The organism is Pseudomonas sp. P867, assembly GCF_019891455.1.
Classification (GTDB): Bacteria; Pseudomonadota; Gammaproteobacteria; order Pseudomonadales; family Pseudomonadaceae; genus Aquipseudomonas; species Aquipseudomonas synxantha_A.
This window is the reverse complement of the sequence record NZ_JAFLXB010000003.1, coordinates 321,902-342,646: the sequence shown is the minus strand read 5'-3', so window position 1 is coordinate 342,646 and position 20,745 is coordinate 321,902. Positions and strand designations below refer to the sequence as shown.

Below are 20,745 nucleotides of genomic sequence, written 5' to 3'. Positions count from 1 at the left end.
CAATGTAAAATATATGCAAAGTACCCAAAGCATACATAAAAGGTAGTAACGCCATGGAGCTTCGCCATCTGCGCTACTTCGTTGTGGTCGCCGAAGAAGAACACATGACTCGGGCAGCGCAGCGCCTCAATATTCAGCAGCCGCCACTCAGCTCACAGATTCGTGATTTGGAGCGCGAAATGGAGGTGCGACTGTTCGATCGCACCCCTCGCAGCATTCGTCTGAATGCGGCTGGTCGTGTTTTCTTGAAGGAAGCACGAGAGCTGCTGGCCAACGTAGATCGGGCGGTTATGCGGGCACAGCAGGCAGCTCGCGGTGAGTTTGGACGGATCGCCGTTGGCTATACCAGTTCCGCTTCCTTACACCCAAAGGTTCCTCAGTTGATACGGGCATTTCACGCGAGATACCCTATGATCGCGCTTGATTCTCACGAAAACACGACGCGGGATTTGCTTGATGCCTTGGTGGAGGAATCGCTGGATGCCGTGTTCGTGAGATCAACAACTCAGCGATATCCCATGCTGAAATCGGTTGTACTGTGTCAAGAACCCATGGTTGTCGCCTTGCCGATCGGACATCCTCTGGCGCAGGAAACCGGTCCCATCGCCTTGTCAGCTTTGAGAACCGAAGGCCTTATCCTCTATCGACGGGCTGACGGCCCAGGCATCCAGGATGTGCTTTTTGCCGCCTTTCTGGAGGCGGGGTTCACGCCGCGCGTCGCAGCCGATGTACCAAGATTACTTTCCGCGGTCACTCTGGTTGCCGCGGGCAAGGGGATAACTATCGTGCCTGAGACCTTGAGATCGCTGCATCGAGAAAGTGTGAAATATCGGGAGCTTAATACTCAATCCGACTTCACGGTGCCTCTCACACTGGTGTATCGATGTGCGCCACAGGGCTCGCCATTATCTCGATTTGTCCAGATGGCTCACGAGGATGCTGACCAGCAAGCCTGTTTTCAATCAGGGATATAAAACGTGAAATTATTTCTACAACCTGGCTATCACTTCGGCAGACGGTGGCTACCAAGCGCCCAACAAGGGACTGAGGGTGTGAATGGTATTTTTCGTGGCATCGTTTTGGTGGCTTGTAGAATCATCCATATTTTATCGGGGCTGAACAGCCTGTTGATAATAGAGTGGGAATGATCCTGCAATAGCAGGTGAGTGCTGAATAACAGAACCCCGGCCTGGTGCCGGGGTTTTGTGTTTTTGGGGATGTCAGTGCCTGATCAAGCAGCCTATGGTTGGCCAGGATGCACGCGAGGCATGACTCGCGCGATGTCGGAGCTTTCCGAATACCGAGGCACTCACCCAGAGTTCGAGGCGGTAGGGGAGAAGATGATCTTCCCGGATTACGCTCAGCGCCGCGCAATATCCGAAAAGTAAAACTTATCCAACGTATGCCGCGACTCGGTGTACTCGAACTGCCTCCCGTCCTGCAAAAACGTCTGGTTACTCACCACGATCACATGGCTTTGCCCATCAAGGTCCAGGTGCGCCTGGTCGTCTTTGCTGCGCGGCAGGGCTTCGATGGTGCGCTGTGCATAGCTGATCTGCAGCCCCAGCGTTTGCTCGATAAACGCGTAGATCGACTGCTCGGCAATCGAGTGGTCCAGGCCGGGGATCAGGTCGGCAACGAAGTGGTTGATGTCCAGGATCACGCGCTTGCCACCGATACGTCGTACGCGTTTGACGCGGGTGATCAGCGTGCCGGGCTCGGCTTCGATGTGTTGCAGCAAAGAACCTTCCAGCGGGATTTGGGTGAACTCGACGACGTCAGTGCGTACGTCATCGCCCAGGTCGGCGTGGGTCTCGTGAAAGCTGACGATGCCGCCCAACTGGAACTCGATCGGGTTGGGCGACAACACAAAGGTGCCCTTGCCATGGATTTTTTGCGCAAAGCCACGCTCCTGCAACTGCTCGATGGCGCGTCGCACGGTGCCACGGCTGGCCTGGTAGGCGTCCATCAGTTCGGTTTCGGAGGGAAGGCGCGTACCGCGTTGCAGGCGTTCGGTGGTGATGCTGGCAAGCAGATCCGTATAGATCTGGTTGTATTTGCTCATGAGATGGCTCTGTGCCTGGCTTGCATTCAAGGCAGGAACCTTAGTGGCAGAGGTGGGGTTTGTCCATTGGATAGCCGTGCAGGCGAGGGAAAAGTCTGACAGTAAGCTCCCACATATAAACAAAAGTGTAACTCGTACAGACGAGTTGTTGATTTAACTCGTACAGACGAGTACTTTTCCCTCCTCGGCGTGCTGCCAATGACTGCCACCCATAAAAACAATCACAGTGGAAAACGAGCATGAGCCACGACTATTCGTCTACTGCCCGCGAGATTCTCGAGCACCTCGGGGGCCGCGATAACCTTGAGCAAGCTGCCCATTGCGTGACCCGCCTGCGCCTGGCGCTCAAGGACCCAAGCCTGGTCAACGGCAATGCGTTGAACCAGGTCGATCTGGTCAAGGGCTCGTTCTTTACCGGCGGCCTGTTCCAGGTGGTGATCGGCCCCGGCGAAGTGGAGAAGGTCTATGCCGCCCTGCGCGAACTGACCGGCCTGGCCGCCTCAACCATTGCCGACGTGAAGAAAGCCGGCGGCGACAAGACCAACCCCATGCAGCGTCTGGTGCGGGTGTTTTCCGATGTGTTCATGCCGATCCTGCCCGCGCTGATCATCGCCGGCCTGTTGATGGGCGTGAACAACCTGATGGGCGCCAAGGGCATGTTCATCGAAGGCAAGACCCTGCTGGAGGCCTACCCGAACCTGGATGGCCTGTGGAGCCTGATCAACCTGATGGCAAACACCTCGTTCGTGTTCCTGCCGGCGTTGGTGGGCTGGTCGGCAGCCAAGCGTTTTGGCGGCAGTGAAATCCTCGGCATTGTGCTGGGCCTGATGCTGGTGCACCCCGACCTGCTCAACGCCTGGAACTACGGCAAGGCGGTCGCCGGCCTCGACGGCCAGAGCCTGCCGTACTTCGATATCTTCGGCTGGTTCCAGATCGAGAAGGTGGGTTACCAGGGGCAGATCCTGCCGATCCTGATGGCCGCCTTCGTCATGAGCGTGATCGAGAAGTGGCTAAGGGCGCGGGTACCGAATGCGATTCAATTGCTGGTCGTGCCGATCACCACCATCGTTGTTACCGGCGTGCTGGCCCTGGCGATCATCGGCCCGGTCACCCGCCACCTCGGCATCCTGATTACCGAAGGCCTGGTCACCCTGTTTGAGATTGCACCCATGATTGGCGGGGCGATTTTCGGCCTGCTGTATGCGCCATTGGTGATCACCGGTATGCACCACATGTTCCTGGCCGTCGACCTGCAGCTTATTTCGACCCAGGGCGGCACCTTTATCTGGCCAATGATCGTCATGTCCAACCTGGCCCAGGGCAGCGCCGCATTGGGCGTGTTCTACATGACCCGCAATGCGCGGGACAAAAGCATGGCGTCCACCTCGGCAATTTCGGCTTATTTCGGCATCACCGAGCCGGCGATGTTCGGGGTGAATCTGCGCTTCAAGTTCCCGTTCTACGCCGCTCTGCTGGGCTCGGCGCTGGGCAGCATTTTCCTGTCACTGAACAAGGTGACGGCTTCGGCCATCGGCGTCGGTGGCTTGCCCGGGTTTATCTCGATCGTACCGAGTGCGATTCCAATGTTTGTGATCGGCATGATCGTGGCGATGGTCGTGCCGTTTGCGCTGACTTGCCTGTTGAGCATGAAGATCATTCGGCCTGGTTACCGGGTCGCCTGATCAATCGCCACCGGGGGCAAGCCAGCTCCCACAGGTTGAACGCATTTCAACTGTGGGAGCTGGCTTGCCTGCGATGAGGCCAGAAGGGCCAGCACCCAACTCTACTGAAGGAACCCACCATGCAAACCTGGCAACACTCGGTGATCTACCAGATCTACCCCAAAAGCTTCCACAGCCACGCGGGTAACGCTACCGGTGACCTGCTGGGCATCGTCGACAAGCTCGACTACTTGCACTGGCTGGGCGTGGATTGCCTGTGGGTCACCCCGTTTTTGCGCTCACCCCAGCGCGACAACGGCTACGACATCAGCGATTACTACGCCATCGACCCCAGCTACGGGACCATGGCCGACTGCGACTTGCTGATCAGCGAAGCGGCCAAGCGCGGCATCAGGCTGATGCTCGACATCGTGGTCAACCACACCTCCGTCGAGCACGAGTGGTTCCAGCAGGCACGCAGCAGCCTCGACAACCCTTACCGCGACTTCTACATCTGGCGCGACCAGCCGAACAACTGGGAGTCCAAGTTCGGCGGCTCGGCCTGGGAATACGAAGCGCAGACTGGCCAGTACTACCTGCACCTGTTCGACCACACCCAGGCCGACCTCAATTGGGACAACCCCAAGGTGCGCGCCGAAGTGTTCAAGATGATGCGCTTCTGGCGTGACAAAGGCGTGGGTGGGTTCCGCCTGGACGTGATCAACCTGATCTCCAAGCCCGCCGATTTCCCCGAAGACACCAGCGACGGCCGCCGCTTCTACACCGACGGCCCGCATGTGCACGAGTACCTGCAGCAAATGCACCGCGAAGTCTTCGACGGCCATGACCTGATCAACGTGGGCGAGATGTCGTCCACCCGCCTGGAACACTGCATTCGCTACTCGAATCCGGCCTCGAAAGAGCTGTCGATGACCTTCAACTTCCATCACCTGAAAGTCGATTACCCCAACCTGCAAAAGTGGGTAAAGGCCGATTTCGATTTCCTGCAACTCAAGCAGATTCTCTCTGATTGGCAGACAGGCATGCAGGCCGGTGGCGGTTGGAACGCGCTGTTCTGGTGTAACCACGACCAGCCACGGGTGGTTTCGCGATTTGGTGATGACGGCGAATATCGCGTGGTCTCGGCCAAGATGCTTGCCACCGCGCTGCACTTCCTCCAGGGCACACCCTATGTGTACCAGGGCGAAGAACTGGGGATGACCAACCCGGGCTTTGACAGGATCGAACAATACCGCGATGTAGAAACCCTGAATATCTTCCGACTCAAGCGCGATGCGGGAGAGTCCGAAGCATCGAGCATGGCGGCGATCATGCAGAAGTCCCGCGACAACGGGCGTACGCCGATGCAGTGGAACAGCCAGGCCAATGCCGGTTTCAGTCGTGGCGAGCCCTGGATTGGCATCCCGGACAACGCCGCGCGCATCAATGTCGAAAGTCAGCTGGATGACCCGGACTCGGTGCTGCATCACTACCGAGCATTGATCGCCCTGCGGCGCCGCGAACCTCTGATCCAGCAAGGCGTTTATCGCCCGCTGCTGCAAGACCATTCCAAGGTTTGGGCCTACCTGCGTGAAGGCCAGGGCGAGCGCCTGCTGGTGCTCAACAACTTCTACGGCACGCCGTGCGAAATCCAATTGCCCGATCAGGTGATCAACGCGGCGTGCGAACAACGTTTGCTGATCAGCAACTACCCCGACTGCCCGGTGCGCACGAGCACGGTGGTGTTGCGCCCTTACGAATCGTTTGTGCTGCACCTCAAGGGCTAAGCCGCCCTACGGGCGATCGCGTCACGCAAGACAGTAAGAAATAACAATAAAAATAAAAGGAGCGCTTCATGAAAACAAAAATAAAGCTGGGTCTTATCGCCTCTTGCCTCGCTGCGCCGTTTGGCGCCCAGGCTCTGGAATTCGCCGGTTACTTGCGCAGCGGCGCAGGCACATCGACGGGCAGTGGCAAGCAGCAATGCTTCCAACTACCGGGGGCGCAAACCAAGTACCGCTTGGGCAACGAATGCGAGCAATACGCTGAGCTGGAATTGCGCCAGGACCTGCTGACCCTCGATGATGGGTCGGTGTTCAGCGTCGATGCCATGGCTTCCCTCTACAACCAGTACGACCGTGCCCTGAAATTCCAGGGCGAAAACAACGGTTCGGCGCGTATGCCGCAGATGTACGCGCAATGGTCCAACCTGCCCAGCCTCAATGGCGGTTCGCTGTGGGCCGGGCGGCGTTACTACAAGCGTAACGACATCCATATCTCCGACTTCTACTACTGGAACCAGAGCGCCACCGGAGGGGGAATCGAGGACGTGCTGATCGGCGGCTTGAAATACAGCTACGCGCTGTCACGCAAGGACAACCTGTACCAGAAGGAATACGCCACCCGTCACGACTTCAACGTCGCAGGTTTCAATACCAACCCTGGCGGCGAGCTGGAGCTTGGCTTGAGCTACATCGCCAAGGCTGGCGGGCGTGACGCCAACAGCGGATGGGCGCTGACCGCGCAGCATGTACAAGCTGCATTCCTGGGGGGCAAGAACAAGTTTGCCCTCCAGTACGGCGAAGGCCCAGGCACCGGCCTGGGCTATACCGGCAATACCGCGTTGGACAGGAGCAGCAAAAGCTACCGGGTAGTGGAGTTCTTCGACTGGCAGGTGACCCCGCGTTTCGGCGGGCAAGTTGAAGCGGTGTACCAGAAAGACGTGCGCCCAGGGCGCCAGGACCAGAATTGGATCTCCCTCGGCGTGCGCCCGGCGTATGCCATCAGCGAGCAATTCAAACTGGTCGCTGAGCTGGGTCACGATCAGGTTGACGCCACGGGGGGCACGCGCAAGTTGAGCAAATTCACGTTCGCTCCGACCTGGTCGCCCAAAGGTCCTGAGTTCTGGGCTCGGCCGGAAGTGCGGTTGTATTACACCTATGCGTCCTGGAACCAGGCGGCCAAGCGTGCGGCCAATGAGCTGGCGGCGGGTTCGGCATTATCTGATACCGGTGCCTATGGCACTGCGCGGCATGGCTCGAACATGGGTGTACAAGTCGAGTACTGGTGGAAGTAATTCGGTAGCTCCCAATGATCTTTAAAAAACACAACAACAGGTGAAGTCATGACCCCATCTAAACCCCTGACACTGCTGGCGCCCCTGTCCGGGGTCCTGCTGGCGCTGGATCAGGTACCCGACCCGGTATTTTCCGGTCGCGTGATCGGCGACGGGCTGTGCATCGACCCGACCTCGCAGACGCTCTGCGCGCCGTTGGCCGGGGTGATCAGCAACATTCAGGACAGCGGTCATGCGGTCAGTGTCACCGACGACAACGGCGTGCAGGTGTTGCTGCATATCGGTCTGGACACCGTGAACCTGGCTGGCCAGGGCTTCACCCGTCTGGTCGAGGAAGGCCAGCGGGTGGAGGCTGGGCAGCCGCTGATAGAGTTCGATGCCGACTATGTGGCGCTCCATGCACGCAGTCTGCTGACCTTGATGCTGGTGGTGAGCGGCGAGCCGTTTGAGCTGTTGGTGGCAGACCGGGCGTTGGTCGAGGCCGGCCAGCCACTGTTGCGAGTATTGACCGGGCAGGTATCTGCCGAGTTGGATGAGGAGGAGGGTAACGCGCTGTTCTCCAAGCCACTGACTGTGCCCAACGCTCATGGCTTGCACGCCCGGCCTGCGGCGGTGCTTGCCCAGGCGGCGAAAGGGTTCAACTCGAGCATTTACCTGCACAAGCAAACCCAGAGTGCGAATGCCAAGTCCCTGGTGGCGATCATGGCGTTGCAGACCTGCCAGGGCGACAGCGTGCAGGTGAGCGCTGCGGGCGAAGATGCCGAGGCGGCGATCCAGGCCCTGGTGGCGTTATTGCTCGACGGCTGTGGCGAGACCTTGCCGGTAGCGGTCGAGAAAATCAACACGCCCGCCGCGCCGGCGTCCTCGGCCACCGTGTTACGAGGTGTCTGCGCATCGCCGGGCTCGGCGTTCGGCCAGGTCGTCCAAGTGGCTGAGACGGCGCTCGATATTCCCGAAGCTGGCGTCGGAGAAGCCTTTGAGCGGGCCGCATTGGCGCGCGGCCTACGGGCGGCAAGCGAGGCGCTGCAAGACTTGCAAGCCAAGGCGGCCGGCAGTGCCCAAGCCGAAATTTTCCGCGCTCATCAGGAATTGCTCGAAGATCCAACCCTGCTTGAACAAGCCTATAGCCTGCTGGCCGAGGGCAAGAGTGCCGCCTTTGCCTGGAACCGCGCCACAGTGGCGACCGCCCGACTCTTCGAGGGCTTGGGTAAGGCACTGCTCGCTGAACGTGCAGCGGACTTGGCCGACGTTGGTCAGCGCGTGCTCAAGTTGATCCTGGGCGTGCCCGAGCGATCCATGGAGCTGCCGGAGTGCGCCATCCTGGTCGCCGAGCAACTGACACCCTCACAAACCGCCGGCCTGGATACCGGTAAAGTCCTGGGCTTCGTCACGGTCGCCGGTGGCGCTACCAGTCATGTGGCAATCCTTGCCCGCGCGCTGGGCCTGCCCTCTGTTTGCGGGGTGCCGAGCCAGGTATTGGCCTTGGCCAACGGCAAACGGGTACTGCTCAATGCCGACAAAGGCGAGCTGCATCTGGAGCCGGACCTGGCTGAAATCGAACAATTGCAGGCGGTTCGCCAACAGCAAAAGCTGCGACTGCAACGTGAGGTGGCACAGGCCTCACGGGCGGCGGTCACCCGCGATGGGCATCACGTTGAAGTCACCGCCAATGTCGCCTCGTTGCAGGAAGTGGAGCAGTCCCTGACCTTGGGCGGGGAAGGCGTGGGGCTGCTGCGTTCGGAGTTCCTCTACCTGGACCGTAACCGCGCCCCGAGCGCCGAAGAACAGGCTGGCACTTACAGCGCCATCGCTCGCGCCCTGGGCACCGAGCGCAATCTGGTGGTGCGCACCCTGGATGTGGGCGGCGACAAACCCTTGGCCTATGTGCCGATGGAGAGCGAGACCAACCCGTTCCTTGGCCTGCGCGGTATTCGCCTGTGCCTGGAGCGCCCCGAACTGCTGCGTGAACAGCTGCGCTCGATCCTTGCCAGTGCAGGCTTGGCGCGACTGCATATCATGTTGCCGATGGTCAGCCTGCTGTCGGAGCTGCACCTGGCGCGCAAGATGCTCGAAGAAGAGGCATTGGCGCTTGGGCTGACCGAGTTACCGAAGCTGGGCATCATGATCGAAGTCCCCAGCGCAGCGCTGATGGCGGATGTGTTTGCGCCCCATGTGGATTTCTTCTCCATCGGCACCAACGACCTGACCCAATACACCCTCGCCATGGACCGCGACCACCCGCGTCTGGCCAGCCAGGCCGACAGTTTCCACCCGGCGGTACTGCGCCTGATCGACATCACGGTCAAAGCGGCCCATGCCCACGGCAAGTGGGTGGGGGTATGTGGTGCGCTGGCCTCCGAAACAGTGGCAGTGCCGGTATTGATCGGGCTCGGTGTGGATGAGCTGTCGGTGAGCGTGCCGCTGATCCCGACCATCAAGGCCACCGTGCGTGAGCTGGACCTGCACGATTGCCAGATCATCGCCCGCCAGGTGCTGGGCCTGGAAGAAGCCAATCAAGTGCGTGAGGCCCTGCGCCTGTACCACGCGGCCACCGTTGAAACCTCATCTGTCGTGGAGCACTGAGCATGTTCGAGAAATTGCAGCGGGCGTTCTGGAAAGCCCTGACGCCTGATTTGGTGGCGGATTCGGTTGCCGCACCGACACCGAGCCTGTTGTCGGCCGAGGTGCTGAGTGCATTGGGCGGGGAGGGGAACGTTACGTCACAGCAGCGCGTGGCGCTGACGCGTGTGAGGGTGCAATTGAAGGAGGTGGGTGGGTTGGATGAGTCGGCGTTGAAGGCTGCCGGTGTACCCGCAGTAATGGTACTGCCGGGCGGCGTGGTCCATCTGCTCACCGGCCTATAAGGCTACGATGATCAAATGTGGGAGCCGGGCTTGCCCGCGATAGCAGTGTGTCAGGCGCCGAATACCTTGACTGTCAGGCCGCCATCGCGGGCAAGCCCGGCTCCCACAGGGATTTGCGGTGTGCGGGCTGTCGTGATCAGAGTTGAGGGCTGTCCTGCGGCGGCTTGGTCTTGTCCACACCCGGCACATGCAGGTTGCCTTCCACCACCTGGTTGCCTTCCAGCTGCGGCTGGGTCACCCAGGTAAGAATGTCGTAGTAACGCCGGATGTTCGCTACAAAATGTACCGGCTCCCCGCCACGCGCATAACCATAGCGGGTCTTGCTGTACCACTGCTTCTGCGACAAGCGCGGCAGCATCTTCTTCACGTCCAGCCACTTGTTCGGGTTCAGGCCTTCTTTCTTGGCCAGGATACGTGCATCGTCCAGATGACCGGTGCCGACGTTATAGGCGGCGAGGGCAAACCAGGTGCGGTCGGGCTCGGCGATCTTGTCGTCCAGCTCATCCTTGATCCTGGCCAGGTACTTGGCGCCGCCCATGATGCTCTGCTTGGGGTCCAGGCGGTTGGACACGCCCATGGCTTGGGCGGTGTTCTGGGTCAGCATCATCAGGCCGCGCACGCCGGTCTTGGAGGTGACCGTCGGTTGCCACAGCGATTCCTGGTAGCCGATGGCTGCCAGCAGCCGCCAATCGACTTTCTCTGCCTTGGCATAGGCACGAAAGTGCTTCTCGTACTTGGGTAGGCGTTGTTGCAGATGCTGGGCAAAGGTATAGGCGCCCACATAGCCGAGTACGTCGACATGTCCGTAATAGCGGTCTTTCAGACGCTGCAACGTGCCGTTCTTCTCGACCTTGTCCAGGTAGCTGTTGATTTCGTTGAGCAGGCTATTGTCGTCGCCTGCCGCCACGGCCCAGCTTTGGTTGCTGGCATTGCCGAGGTCGAACGCCACGCGCACATTGGGAAAGTACACCTGGTTCATGGCGACTTCGTTGGAGTCCACCAGGGTCAGGTCGATCTGCCCCTCGTCGACCATGCGCAGCAGGTCGACTACTTCAACGGCGTCGGACTCTTCGTATTCGATTGCAGGATTCTGTTTCTTCAGCGCCGCAAGCTGTTCGGCGTGGGTGCTGCCCTTGAGCACCATGATCTTCTTGCCCGCCAGATCGGCTGCATTGGTGGGGCGCGATTGGCCGTTGCGATAGATGATCTGCGGGGTCACTTCCAGGTACGGGTGGGAAAAACGCACCTGCTGCTGGCGCTGTTCGCTGCTGACCAGGCCGGCGGCGGCCAGAACCGGGCCGTTGGGTTTGCCCAGCTGACCGAACAGGTCATCGAGGTTGTCGGCGGTCTCGATTTCCAGCTTCACGCCCAACTCGTCGGCAAAACGCTTGACCAGTTCATATTCGAACCCGGTCTCCCCGTTACGGTCCTGGAAATACGTGGCCGGACTGTTCCGGGTGACCACCCGCAATACGCCATCCTCCTTGATTCGCTCAAGCGTGCTGGGCTTATCAACACAGGCACTGAGCGTCAGGAAGAGCAGGGTGGCGATGAGCCATTTGACCCATCGCGGGCGCAAAACAGTTGGGGAGAACATCTGCGCAGTATACGCAAACGGCCCGTGGCGCCATATCTCGACAGCGCTGCACTTGTCTGCTAGCGCGGTTAAAACTGTGCTGCAGCCCGCAGAAACGCGGCCTGGAGCGCCATTGTGACGGTTAAAATAACTGCCCTCGACACCGCGGATTTCCTGCCGATGCCGTGCAAACCCTGCCAACTGACGTTCGGCAGCGGCCACCGGTGCCGTTTCGGGTGCCGTTGGCGAAGGTTTACGCTAGAATGCACGGCCTCAAAGCACACCCCTTCCCGAGGCTGTCCCGAAGATGTTGATCCTGCGCGGCGCTCCTGCCCTTTCTGCCTTTCGCCACAGCAAACTCCTTGAGCAACTGAGCCAGAAGGTTCCAGCTGTTACAGGCCTTTACGCTGAATTTGCTCACTTCGCCGACGTTACCGGCGTCTTGACCGCCGACGAACAGCAAGTGCTGGCACGCCTTCTGAAGTACGGCCCAAGCGTTCCCGTTCAAGAGCCGACTGGCCGCTTGTTCCTGGTTCTGCCGCGGTTCGGCACCATCTCGCCCTGGTCGAGCAAGGCCAGTGACATCGCCCGCAACTGCGGCCTGGATAAAATCCAGCGCCTGGAGCGTGGGATCGCCTTTTACGTCGCTGGCCAGTTCAGCGATGCCGAAGCCGAGCTGATCGCCAGCAGCCTGCACGACCGCATGACCCAGATCATCGTCAGCCAGCTGGAACAGGCTGCCGGCCTGTTCAGCCACGCAGAGCCCAAGCCGCTGACCGCGATTGACGTGCTCGGCGGCGGCCGCGCCGCCCTCGAGAAGGCCAACACCGAGCTGGGCCTGGCCCTGGCCGAAGACGAGATCGACTATCTGGTCAACGCCTTCACCGGCTTGAAGCGCAACCCCCACGACATCGAACTGATGATGTTCGCCCAGGCCAACTCCGAGCACTGCCGTCACAAGATCTTCAACGCCAGTTGGGATATCGACGGCCAAAGCCAGGAAAAAAGCCTCTTCGGCATGATCAAGAACACCTACGTGATGCACAGCGAAGGCGTTCTGTCGGCTTACAAGGACAACGCCTCGGTCATCGTCGGCTCCGTCGCCGGTCGCTTCTTCCCGGACCCGGAAACCCGCCAGTACGGCGCGGTGCAGGAGCCGGTGCACATCCTGATGAAGGTTGAAACCCACAACCACCCGACCGCGATTGCCCCGTTCCCGGGCGCAGCCACCGGGTCTGGCGGCGAAATTCGTGACGAAGGCGCCACCGGCCGTGGCGCCAAGCCCAAGGCGGGCCTCACCGGTTTTACCGTGTCCAACCTGCAGATTCCGGGCTTCGAACAGCCGTGGGAAGTGCCGTACGGCAAGCCTGAGCGCATCGTCACCGCGCTGGACATCATGATCGAAGGCCCCCTGGGCGGCGCCGCGTTCAATAACGAATTCGGGCGTCCGGCGCTGACCGGTTACTTCCGTACCTTCGAACAATCCATCACCACCCCGCGTGGCGATGAAGTGCGCGGTTACCACAAGCCGATCATGTTGGCCGGCGGCATGGGCAACATCCGTGAAGAACACGTCAAGAAAGGCGAGATCCTGGTCGGCTCCAAGCTGATCGTGCTCGGCGGCCCGGCGATGTTGATCGGCCTGGGCGGCGGCGCGGCTTCCTCCATGGCCACCGGCACCAGCTCGGCAGACCTGGATTTTGCTTCCGTACAGCGCGAAAACCCTGAGATGGAACGCCGCTGCCAGGAAGTCATCGACCGTTGCTGGCAATTGGGCGACAAGAACCCGATCAGCTTCATCCACGACGTCGGCGCCGGCGGTTTGTCCAACGCCTTCCCGGAACTGGTCAACGATGGCGACCGCGGTGGCCGTTTCGAACTGCGCAACATTCCAAACGACGAGCCGGGCATGGCCCCGCACGAAATCTGGAGCAACGAATCCCAGGAACGTTACGTGTTGGCCGTCGGCCCTGAAGACTTCGCACGCTTCCAGGCCATCTGCGAACGTGAGCGTTGCCCGTTTGCCGTGGTCGGCGAAGCCACTGCCGAGCCGCAGCTGACGGTTACCGATAGCCACTTCGGCAACAGCCCGGTAGACATGCCGCTGGAAGTGCTGCTGGGCAAAGCCCCGCGCATGCACCGTTCGGCGGTACGTGAAAACGAACTGGGCGATGATTTCGACCCAAGCACGCTGGAGCTGGCCGACAGCATTGAGCGCGTGCTGCACCACCCGGCCGTGGCGAGCAAAAGCTTTTTGATCACCATCGGCGACCGCACCATCACTGGCCTGGTTGCCCGTGACCAAATGGTTGGCCCATGGCAGGTGCCGGTGGCCGACGTTGCCGTCACCGCCACCAGCTTCGACGTTTACACCGGTGAAGCCATGGCCATGGGCGAGCGCACGCCGCTGGCCCTGCTGGACGCACCGGCGTCGGGCCGCATGGCCATTGGTGAAACCCTCACCAACATAGCCGCCTCGCGTATCGGCAAGCTGTCCGACATCAAACTGTCGGCCAACTGGATGTCCGCTGCCGGCCACCCCGGTGAAGATGCGCGCCTGTACGACACCGTCAAGGCTGTCGGCATGGAGCTGTGCCCGGAACTGGGTATCACCATTCCGGTGGGCAAGGACTCCATGTCCATGGCCACTCGTTGGAATGATGAAGGCACCGACAAGAGCGTCACCTCGCCACTGTCGCTGATCGTCACCGGTTTCGCACCGGTCACCGACATCCGCCAGACCCTGACCCCGCAACTGCGCATGGACAAGGGCACCACCGACCTGATCCTGATCGACCTGGGACGTGGCCAGAACCGCATGGGTGCCTCGATCCTGGCGCAGACCCATGGCAAGTTGGGCAAACAGGCACCGGACGTCGATGACGCCGAAGACCTGAAAGCCTTCTTCGCCGTGATCCAGGGCCTCAACGCCGACGGTCACCTGCTGGCTTACCACGACCGTTCCGACGGTGGTTTGCTGACCAGCGTTGTCGAAATGGCCTTCGCCGGTCACTGCGGCCTGAATATCGTGCTCGACAGCGTTGCCGAGGATGCTGCCGAAATCAACGGCATCCTGTTCAACGAAGAGTTGGGCGCCGTGATCCAGGTTCGCCAGGACGCGACTCCGGACGTACTCGCACAATTCAGCGCTGCCGGCCTTGCCGAATGCGTGGCGGTGATTGGCCAGCCGATCAACAACGGCGAAGTCAATATCTCGTTCAACGGCGACACGGTCTTTACCGGTCAGCGCCGCTTGCTGCAACGCCAGTGGGCCGAGACCAGCTACCAGATCCAGCGCCTGCGCGACAACGCCGACTGCGCCGAGCAGGAATTCGACGTGATCCTGGAAGAAGACAACCCGGGCCTGAGCACCATGCTCAGCTTCGACGTCAACCAGGACATCGCCGCGCCTTACATCAAGAAGGGCATTCGCCCACAGGTTGCCGTACTGCGTGAGCAGGGCGTCAACGGTCAGGTGGAAATGGCCGCGGCGTTCGATCGCGCCGGTTTCAATGCGATTGACGTGCACATGAGCGATATCCTCGCCGGTCGCGTTGATCTCAACGAGTTCAAAGGCCTGGTGGCCTGCGGTGGTTTCTCCTACGGCGACGTGCTGGGTGCCGGTGAAGGCTGGGCCAAGTCGGCCCTGTTCAACAGCCGTGCTCGCGATGCGTTCCAAGGCTTCTTCGAACGCAACGACAGCTTCACCCTGGGTGTGTGCAACGGTTGCCAGATGATGTCCAACCTCAGCGAACTGATCCCGGGCAGCGAGTTCTGGCCGCACTTTGTGCGCAACCGTTCCGAGCAGTTCGAAGCCCGTGTCGCCATGGTGCAGGTGCAGGAGTCCAACTCGATCTTCCTGCAAGGCATGGCCGGTTCGCGTATGCCAATCGCCATCGCCCACGGTGAAGGCCATGCCGAGTTCGCCAGCGAAGAAGCGCTGCTTGAAGCCGACCTGTCCGGCACCGTGGCCCTGCGTTTCGTCGACAACCACGGCAAGGTCACCGAAAGCTACCCGGCCAACCCGAACGGCTCGCCACGCGGCATTACCGGCCTCACCAGCCGCGACGGCCGCGTGACCATCATGATGCCGCACCCGGAGCGCGTATTCCGCGCCGTGCAGAACTCGTGGCGTCCGGAAGAGTGGAACGAAGACGGCGCCTGGATGCGCATGTTCCGCAACGCGCGTGTGTGGGTGAACTAAGGCCGTGTACAAGCTCGCCTTCTTCGTGCCCGATAGCCATGTGGAGACGGTGAAAACCGCCGTCTTCGCAGCCGGCGGCGGGCGCATCGGCGACTACGACAGCTGCGCCTGGCAAGTGCTGGGCCAGGGCCAATTCCGCGCGTTGGACGGCAGTCAGCCGTTTATCGGGCAGGTCGGCCAGGTTGAAGTGGTTGAGGAATGGAAGGTTGAGCTGGTGGTGGCGGATGAGTTGATTGTGGCTGTTGTGGCTGCTCTCAAACTTAGCCACCCGTATGAGACTCCAGCGTATGAGGTGTGGCAGTTGGCGGATTTTTGATCGGCTGGCTGCATAAACAAGAAACCCGCTGGGCCAGTTTGGTCAGCGGGTTTTTTGTTGGCTGTAAGTGCCAATCGCAGGCAAGCCAGCTCCCACATTTGACCCCGTTGTCAGGCCGTACATCAATCCCATGTGGGAGCTGGCTTGCCTGCGATGGCGTCGGTGCAAGCGCCTCAGACCTTTCCGACAAACCTTTCAGGTTGTCCGTCGGAACTCGCACAACTAACCTTCGCCAGTCGCTGCCAATTCAGTGACCGGGACTGCAAGCCTGAAAAATCACTAGGAGCCTATTCCATATGGAGTTTAATGATGATCAGCGACAACTTGCTAACTGGTTCAATCTCATCTCAAGCCGAGTCCCGCCAAGCTGGTGATTTACCGTCCGACCAGATCTTCACCGTAATACCCAGTCTGAACAGCGAAACCCTGCTCGCCAATGCTTCCCAAGACCTGGCATCCGTGCAGGCACTGGCGGGTCATCTGGCTTTTGATGTCGACGGTCCGCAGCGTGATGCCGTGCTGGGGATTCATCGGATGGTGGAGGGTATTCAGTTGATGGTGGATCGGGTGCTGGATTTAGTTGAGGTGCCTGAGCAGAAGTAATCAGGCGCCTGTGAGGGCCAATCGGGAGCAAGTCGAATCGTCGCACCGCCCCTCCCACATTTTGAATTGTGAATACGTTCAAATGTGGGAGGGGGCTTGCTCCCGATGAGGCCAGAAAAGCCACTACCGCTCTAAACCCTGGCGCCGACCTCACTGACCAACCGCTCCAACGCCTCACCCAAGCCAGAGGCCTTGTCACCAATTAACAAGTGCCAAACACCGCTTTCAAGCTGACTCACACCCTGGCAACCAAGTGTAATGAGCTGAGCTTCAGACAAGCGCGAATCATCCCCCAACTCCACCCGCAACCGAGTGATCGCCACCGCTTCCAGTTGGCGCACATTCTCTCGACCACCCAACGCATTCAGCCATTTCTCGGCCTCCTGCACATTCACCGTCACGGGCTTATCCACAGGCGCAACCGCTACAGGCGCTGCAGCAACAAACCCCGGCATCGCCAAGCGAATTTCATCAGCAATGCTATCGGCCATCGGCCCAACCACCACCTGCAAACTCCCGCCGTTACCCGGGCGCACTACAGCCATGGCGCCCAGTGCTTTCAGTTCAGCATCCACCGCCTTGTTGCGATCAACCATGTCCAACCGCAGCCGCGTGGTGCATGCACCCACACTCAGCAAGTTCTCAGCACCACCCAACGCCTGGATATAAGCCGTAGCACGCTGGTTATCACTCATCGCTTCAGCCTGCACCACCTGGATATCTTCACGCCCCGGCGTCTTGAGGTTAAAGCGGCGGATGCAGTAGCTGAACACCGTGTAGTAGATCACCGAGTAGGCCAGGCCCACCGGTACCACCAGCCAGCCATTGGTGGACTTGCCCCAACCCAGCACCATGTCGATAAACCCACCGGAGAAGGTAAACCCGAGGTGGATATTCAACATATTGGTGACTGCCATCGACAGGCCCGTCAGCACGGCATGGATCAGGTACAGGAACGGTGCCAGGAACATGAAGGCAAATTCAATTGGTTCAGTCACCCCGGTCAAAAACGAAGTCAGCGCCATCGACAGAAAGATCCCGCCCATGACTTTACGGCGCTCTGGCAACGCATTGCGGTACATCGCCAGGCACGCAGCCGGCAGGCCGAACAGCATCACCGGGAACATGCCGGTCATGAACTGGCCGCCTTTCGGGTCGCCGGCAAAGTAGCGGGTCAGGTCGCCGGTCACCACCGCGCCGGTTGCCGGGTCGGTAAACGTGCCGAACACGAACCACGCCATATTGTTGAGGATATGGTGCAAGCCAGTGACGATCAGCAGGCGGTTGAACACGCCAAACACGAACGCACCCAGGCTGCCGCTTTCCATCAACAACACGCCAAAGCTGTTGATGCCGTGCTGGATCGGCGGCCAGATCAGACCGAAGATCACGCCCAGGCCCACCGCCGAAAAACCGGTGACAATCGGCACAAAGCGTCGCCCACCAAAGAACGCCAGGTACTCCGGCAGCTTGATGTCCTTGAAGCGGTTATACAGCCCGCCCGCCATCAGGCCACTGGCGATACCGGCGAGCATGCCCATGTTGATGGTGGTATCCATCACCTTGAGGGTCGAGATCATCACCAGGTAGCCAATCGCCCCGGCCAGGCCGGCGGTGCCGTTGTTGTCGCGGGCAAAGCCCACGGCGATGCCGATGGCGAAGATCAGCGCCAGGTTGGCGAAGATCGCCTGCCCGGCATCGTGCATCACCGCGATGTTGAGCAAGTCGGTGTCGCCCAGGCGCAGCAAGAGGCCGGCGATTGGCAGGATCGCAATCGGCAGCATCAGGGCGCGGCCCAGGCGTTGCAGGCCTTCGATAAAGTGTTGGTACATGGCGTGTCTCCCTATTCTTGTTGTTTTCAGCTCAGCGGCCAGTGGTGTTGACAGGCTTGGCGAACGGCCTTGGCACTGCTCAGGTCGAGCAGCTCAAGGCTCAGTTGCCGGCATTGCGCCGCGTCCAGGTGGCGGACGCGGTCCTTGATTTCGCCGATCTGCGGCGGGCTTACCGACAGCTCACTGACCCCCAGGCCGACCAGTACTGGCGTGGCCAGTGGGTCAGACGCCAAGGCACCGCACACGCCGACCCAACGCCCGTGTTTCGCCGCACCGGTGCAGGTTTGGGCGATCAGCCGCAGCAAGGCAGGATGCAGCGCATCAACGCGGGCGGCCAAGCCTGCGTGGTCGCGGTCCATCGCCAGGGTGTACTGGGACAGGTCATTGGTGCCGATGGATAAAAAGTCCGCGTGTTCGGCCAACTGCTCGGCCATCAGCGCGGCGGCGGGCACTTCGATCATCACGCCCAGCTCGGGGCGCTGCGTCAGCTCCAGCTCCACGCACAGTTCATCCAGGCGCTGGCGAATCTGTAGCAGTTCATCCACCTCGCTGACCATCGGCAACAGGATGCGGCAGCGCGCCAACGGCGAGACTTGCAGCAGGGCGCGCAGTTGCTGGTCGAGCAGTTCAGGGCGCACCTGGGCCATGCGAATACCGCGCAGGCCCAGCACCGGGTTCGCCTCGACGGGCAGCGGCAGGTAATCGAGCTGCTTGTCGCCACCCACATCGATGGTGCGGATGATCACCGACTTGTCACCCATGGCATCCAGCACGGCCTGATAAGCCTGGCGTTGTTCCTGCTCATCCGGCGCGGTACGGCGGTCAACGAAGAGGAATTCAGTGCGCAGCAGGCCGACGCCATCGGCACCGTTGTCAAACGCCACCTGGGCTTCGGCGCTGGAGGCGACATTCGCCGCGACTTCAACCGTCACGCCATCGGTGGTGCGCGCTGGTTGTTGGGCTTGGGCCTGTTGTTGCTGGCGTCGTAATTTCTGTGTTTCGCGAATCTGGTGAACTTCGGCGTGGCGCGCTTCGCTGGGGGCCAGTTCCAGGCGGCCGTTGGCGGCATCGAGCACCACCCGCTGGCCTTGGGGTACGTCGAGCACTTCATTGCCCAGGGCGACGAGACACGGCAGGCCTTTGCCCCGGGCCAAAATCGCCACATGGGAGGTCGCACCGCCTTCGGCCATGCAGATGCCAGCGGCGTGTTGCGCGCTCAGTTGCAGCAAGTCCGAAGGTGTCAGCTCATGGGCACTGACAATCGCCCCCGCCGGCAATTCGAAATGCCAGGCTTCACCCAGCAACGCACGCAGCACCCGTTGTTGAAGGTCTCGCAGGTCATTGGCGCGCTCGGCAAACAGTGGTTTGCCCAACGCCAGCAGCACGGCGCATTGGGCCTGGATCGCATCACGCCAGGCATGGGTGGCGGCGCTGCCTTGTTCGATGGCAGCGGTGGCTGCGTCGAGTAATGCCGGGTCTTCCAGCAGGGCGAGGTGGGCGGCGAAGATCTCTTCTTCTTCGACGTTCTTGCGTTGGCGCGCCTGGCCCAGCGTACTGCGGATTTCGCCGCGCACTTGCTCAAGGGCGGCATCCAGGCGTTGCAGTTGTTCGTCGACGCTATGATTGCCGCTGTCTTGCGGCAGTTCGATGCCCGTCAGGCGGAACAATGGCCCACATACCAGACCGGGTGCCGCGCATACGCCTTGCAGCACATTGGCTTCGGTATTCGCCCGGCGTGGCGTGGCGGCGACTGGTGCGTGGTGTTCCTCGTAAACCGCCACCGACAACGCGGCGACCAGGGCCTGCAACGCCGCCTCGCAATCTTTGCCACGGCAGGTCACCCGTACCTCGTCACCTTCGCCAATACCCAGCCCCATCAGGCCGATCAGGCTGTCGCAAGCCGCGGTCTTATCACCGAAGTGCAGCTGCGATTGGCTGCTGAAGCCCTGGGCAGTCTTGCGGATCAGCGCGGCAGGGCGCGCATGCAAGCCGCCACGGTGGGTGATGCGCACCGTGGCGCTCACTTGCGCGACCGAGTTATCCACAGCGGTTTGAACCGGCGCGGATGTGCGCAGGGCGATGCGCACCAGCGCTTCACCGACCTTTACTGTCTTGCTCGCAATCGGTTGCAGCTCGAAGCGCTCACTGTTGGTCAGGATGATCAGGCTCACCAGGCTTTTGCACTGGCGCGCAATGCGGTCCAGGTCAAACTGCACCAACGGCTGGCCCTCGCTCACCCGTGCGCCATCCTTCACCAGCAAGGCAAAGCCTTCGCCATTGAGCTCCACGGTGTCGATGCCCACGTGCATCAGCACTTCGGCACCGTTGTCGGCGCGGATGGTCAGCGCATGCCCGGTGCGGGCGACGTGGATGATCACGCCGTCACAGGGCGCATGCAGGCAATCGTTCAACGGGTCGATAGCGATACCGTCGCCCATGGCGCCGCTGGCGAACACTTCGTCGGGGACGCGGTTCAGGGCCAGCACCGGCCCACTCAAGGGGGCGCTAAGGGTCAATGGATTATTGTTGTTGGGCATGGGCACGGTAC

At 60.8% G+C, this 20,745-nt stretch carries 13 protein-coding genes; 9 read left to right on the top strand and 4 right to left on the bottom strand.

Going from position 1 to position 20,745, the window contains the following annotated elements:
• The first annotated feature begins 53 nt into the window (after window positions 1–53).
• Entirely contained in the window at window positions 54–974 is a 921-nt protein-coding gene (locus J1G33_RS07915; RefSeq protein WP_205489135.1) for a LysR family transcriptional regulator, read from the top strand.
• 386 nt (window positions 975–1,360) lie between these two features.
• Here the strand turns inward: J1G33_RS07915 and treR are convergent, their stop codons facing one another.
• Window positions 1,361–2,065 (bottom strand): trehalose operon repressor, encoded by a 705-nt coding sequence (gene treR / locus J1G33_RS07910; RefSeq protein WP_032879617.1) that lies wholly within the window; start codon window positions 2,063–2,065, stop codon window positions 1,361–1,363.
• 239 nt (window positions 2,066–2,304) lie between these two features.
• Between treR and treP the strand changes: the two genes are divergently transcribed.
• The 5 genes from treP (at window position 2,305) to J1G33_RS07885 (ending at window position 9,666) form a co-directional block, all read left to right on the top strand.
• Entirely contained in the window at window positions 2,305–3,747 is a 1,443-nt protein-coding gene (gene treP / locus J1G33_RS07905) for a PTS system trehalose-specific EIIBC component (protein WP_032879618.1), read from the top strand.
• A 119-nt stretch (window positions 3,748–3,866) separates the two neighbouring features.
• Complete coding sequence (gene treC / locus J1G33_RS07900; protein WP_032879619.1) at window positions 3,867–5,513, top strand: alpha,alpha-phosphotrehalase; 1,647 nt, start codon at window positions 3,867–3,869, stop codon at window positions 5,511–5,513.
• 68 nt (window positions 5,514–5,581) lie between these two features.
• On the top strand, window positions 5,582–6,802 hold the full coding sequence (locus tag J1G33_RS07895) for a carbohydrate porin (RefSeq protein ID WP_005791151.1): 1,221 nt from the start codon (window positions 5,582–5,584) through the stop codon (window positions 6,800–6,802).
• A gap of 48 nt (window positions 6,803–6,850) precedes the next feature.
• Window positions 6,851–9,385, top strand: a complete 2,535-nt coding sequence (gene ptsP, locus J1G33_RS07890) for a phosphoenolpyruvate--protein phosphotransferase (RefSeq protein WP_223017898.1) — start codon at window positions 6,851–6,853, stop codon at window positions 9,383–9,385.
• Window positions 9,386–9,387: 2 nt separating this feature from the next.
• Window positions 9,388–9,666, top strand: coding sequence for a PTS transporter subunit EIIB (locus tag J1G33_RS07885; RefSeq protein WP_223017897.1), 279 nt, complete (start codon window positions 9,388–9,390; stop codon window positions 9,664–9,666).
• Window positions 9,667–9,802: 136 nt separating this feature from the next.
• Here J1G33_RS07885 and mltF read toward each other — a convergent pair whose 3' ends face one another.
• Window positions 9,803–11,263: a membrane-bound lytic murein transglycosylase MltF gene (gene mltF / locus J1G33_RS07880; protein WP_005791148.1), complete on the bottom strand. Its 1,461-nt coding sequence runs from the start codon at window positions 11,261–11,263 to the stop codon at window positions 9,803–9,805.
• 286 nt (window positions 11,264–11,549) lie between these two features.
• Between mltF and purL the strand changes: the two genes are divergently transcribed.
• The 3 genes from purL to J1G33_RS07865 all read left to right on the top strand — a co-directional run bounded on the left by purL (window position 11,550) and on the right by J1G33_RS07865 (window position 16,365).
• On the top strand, window positions 11,550–15,446 hold the full coding sequence (gene purL / locus J1G33_RS07875) for a phosphoribosylformylglycinamidine synthase (protein ID WP_032879622.1): 3,897 nt from the start codon (window positions 11,550–11,552) through the stop codon (window positions 15,444–15,446).
• Between the two features lie 4 nt (window positions 15,447–15,450).
• Window positions 15,451–15,762 (top strand): NIF3 1, encoded by a 312-nt coding sequence (locus J1G33_RS07870; protein ID WP_003193986.1) that lies wholly within the window; start codon window positions 15,451–15,453, stop codon window positions 15,760–15,762.
• A gap of 309 nt (window positions 15,763–16,071) precedes the next feature.
• The gene (locus J1G33_RS07865; RefSeq protein WP_032879623.1) at window positions 16,072–16,365 is read left to right on the top strand and encodes a DUF6124 family protein; all 294 of its coding nucleotides are present in this window, start codon (window positions 16,072–16,074) and stop codon (window positions 16,363–16,365) included.
• Window positions 16,366–16,496: 131 nt separating this feature from the next.
• Here the strand turns inward: J1G33_RS07865 and nagE are convergent, their stop codons facing one another.
• Together nagE and ptsP (J1G33_RS07855) are read right to left on the bottom strand one after the other, a co-directional pair.
• Window positions 16,497–18,197, bottom strand: coding sequence for an N-acetylglucosamine-specific PTS transporter subunit IIBC (gene nagE, locus J1G33_RS07860; RefSeq protein WP_223017896.1), 1,701 nt, complete (start codon window positions 18,195–18,197; stop codon window positions 16,497–16,499).
• Window positions 18,198–18,223: 26 nt separating this feature from the next.
• The gene (gene ptsP, locus J1G33_RS07855; protein WP_223017940.1) at window positions 18,224–20,734 is read right to left on the bottom strand and encodes a phosphoenolpyruvate--protein phosphotransferase; all 2,511 of its coding nucleotides are present in this window, start codon (window positions 20,732–20,734) and stop codon (window positions 18,224–18,226) included.
• Between the last annotated feature and the right edge of the window lie 11 nt (window positions 20,735–20,745).

What these genes read in the sequence shown, in the direction of transcription:
- purL (WP_032879622.1), top strand. Translation starts at nt 11,550, where the DNA reads ATGTTGATCCTGCGCGGCGCTCCTGCCCTTTCTGCCTTTCGCCACAGC.
- treC (WP_032879619.1), top strand. Translation starts at nt 3,867, where the DNA reads ATGCAAACCTGGCAACACTCGGTGATCTACCAGATCTACCCCAAAAGC.
- ptsP (WP_223017898.1), top strand. Translation starts at nt 6,851, where the DNA reads ATGACCCCATCTAAACCCCTGACACTGCTGGCGCCCCTGTCCGGGGTC.
- J1G33_RS07865 (WP_032879623.1), top strand. Translation starts at nt 16,072, where the DNA reads ATGATCAGCGACAACTTGCTAACTGGTTCAATCTCATCTCAAGCCGAG.
- J1G33_RS07915 (WP_205489135.1), top strand. Translation starts at nt 54, where the DNA reads ATGGAGCTTCGCCATCTGCGCTACTTCGTTGTGGTCGCCGAAGAAGAA.
- treP (WP_032879618.1), top strand. Translation starts at nt 2,305, where the DNA reads ATGAGCCACGACTATTCGTCTACTGCCCGCGAGATTCTCGAGCACCTC.
- mltF (WP_005791148.1), bottom strand. Translation starts at nt 11,263, where the DNA reads ATGTTCTCCCCAACTGTTTTGCGCCCGCGATGGGTCAAATGGCTCATC.
- ptsP (WP_223017940.1), bottom strand. Translation starts at nt 20,734, where the DNA reads ATGCCCAACAACAATAATCCATTGACCCTTAGCGCCCCCTTGAGTGGG.
- treR (WP_032879617.1), bottom strand. Translation starts at nt 2,065, where the DNA reads ATGAGCAAATACAACCAGATCTATACGGATCTGCTTGCCAGCATCACC.
- J1G33_RS07895 (WP_005791151.1), top strand. Translation starts at nt 5,582, where the DNA reads ATGAAAACAAAAATAAAGCTGGGTCTTATCGCCTCTTGCCTCGCTGCG.
- J1G33_RS07885 (WP_223017897.1), top strand. Translation starts at nt 9,388, where the DNA reads ATGTTCGAGAAATTGCAGCGGGCGTTCTGGAAAGCCCTGACGCCTGAT.
- nagE (WP_223017896.1), bottom strand. Translation starts at nt 18,197, where the DNA reads ATGTACCAACACTTTATCGAAGGCCTGCAACGCCTGGGCCGCGCCCTG.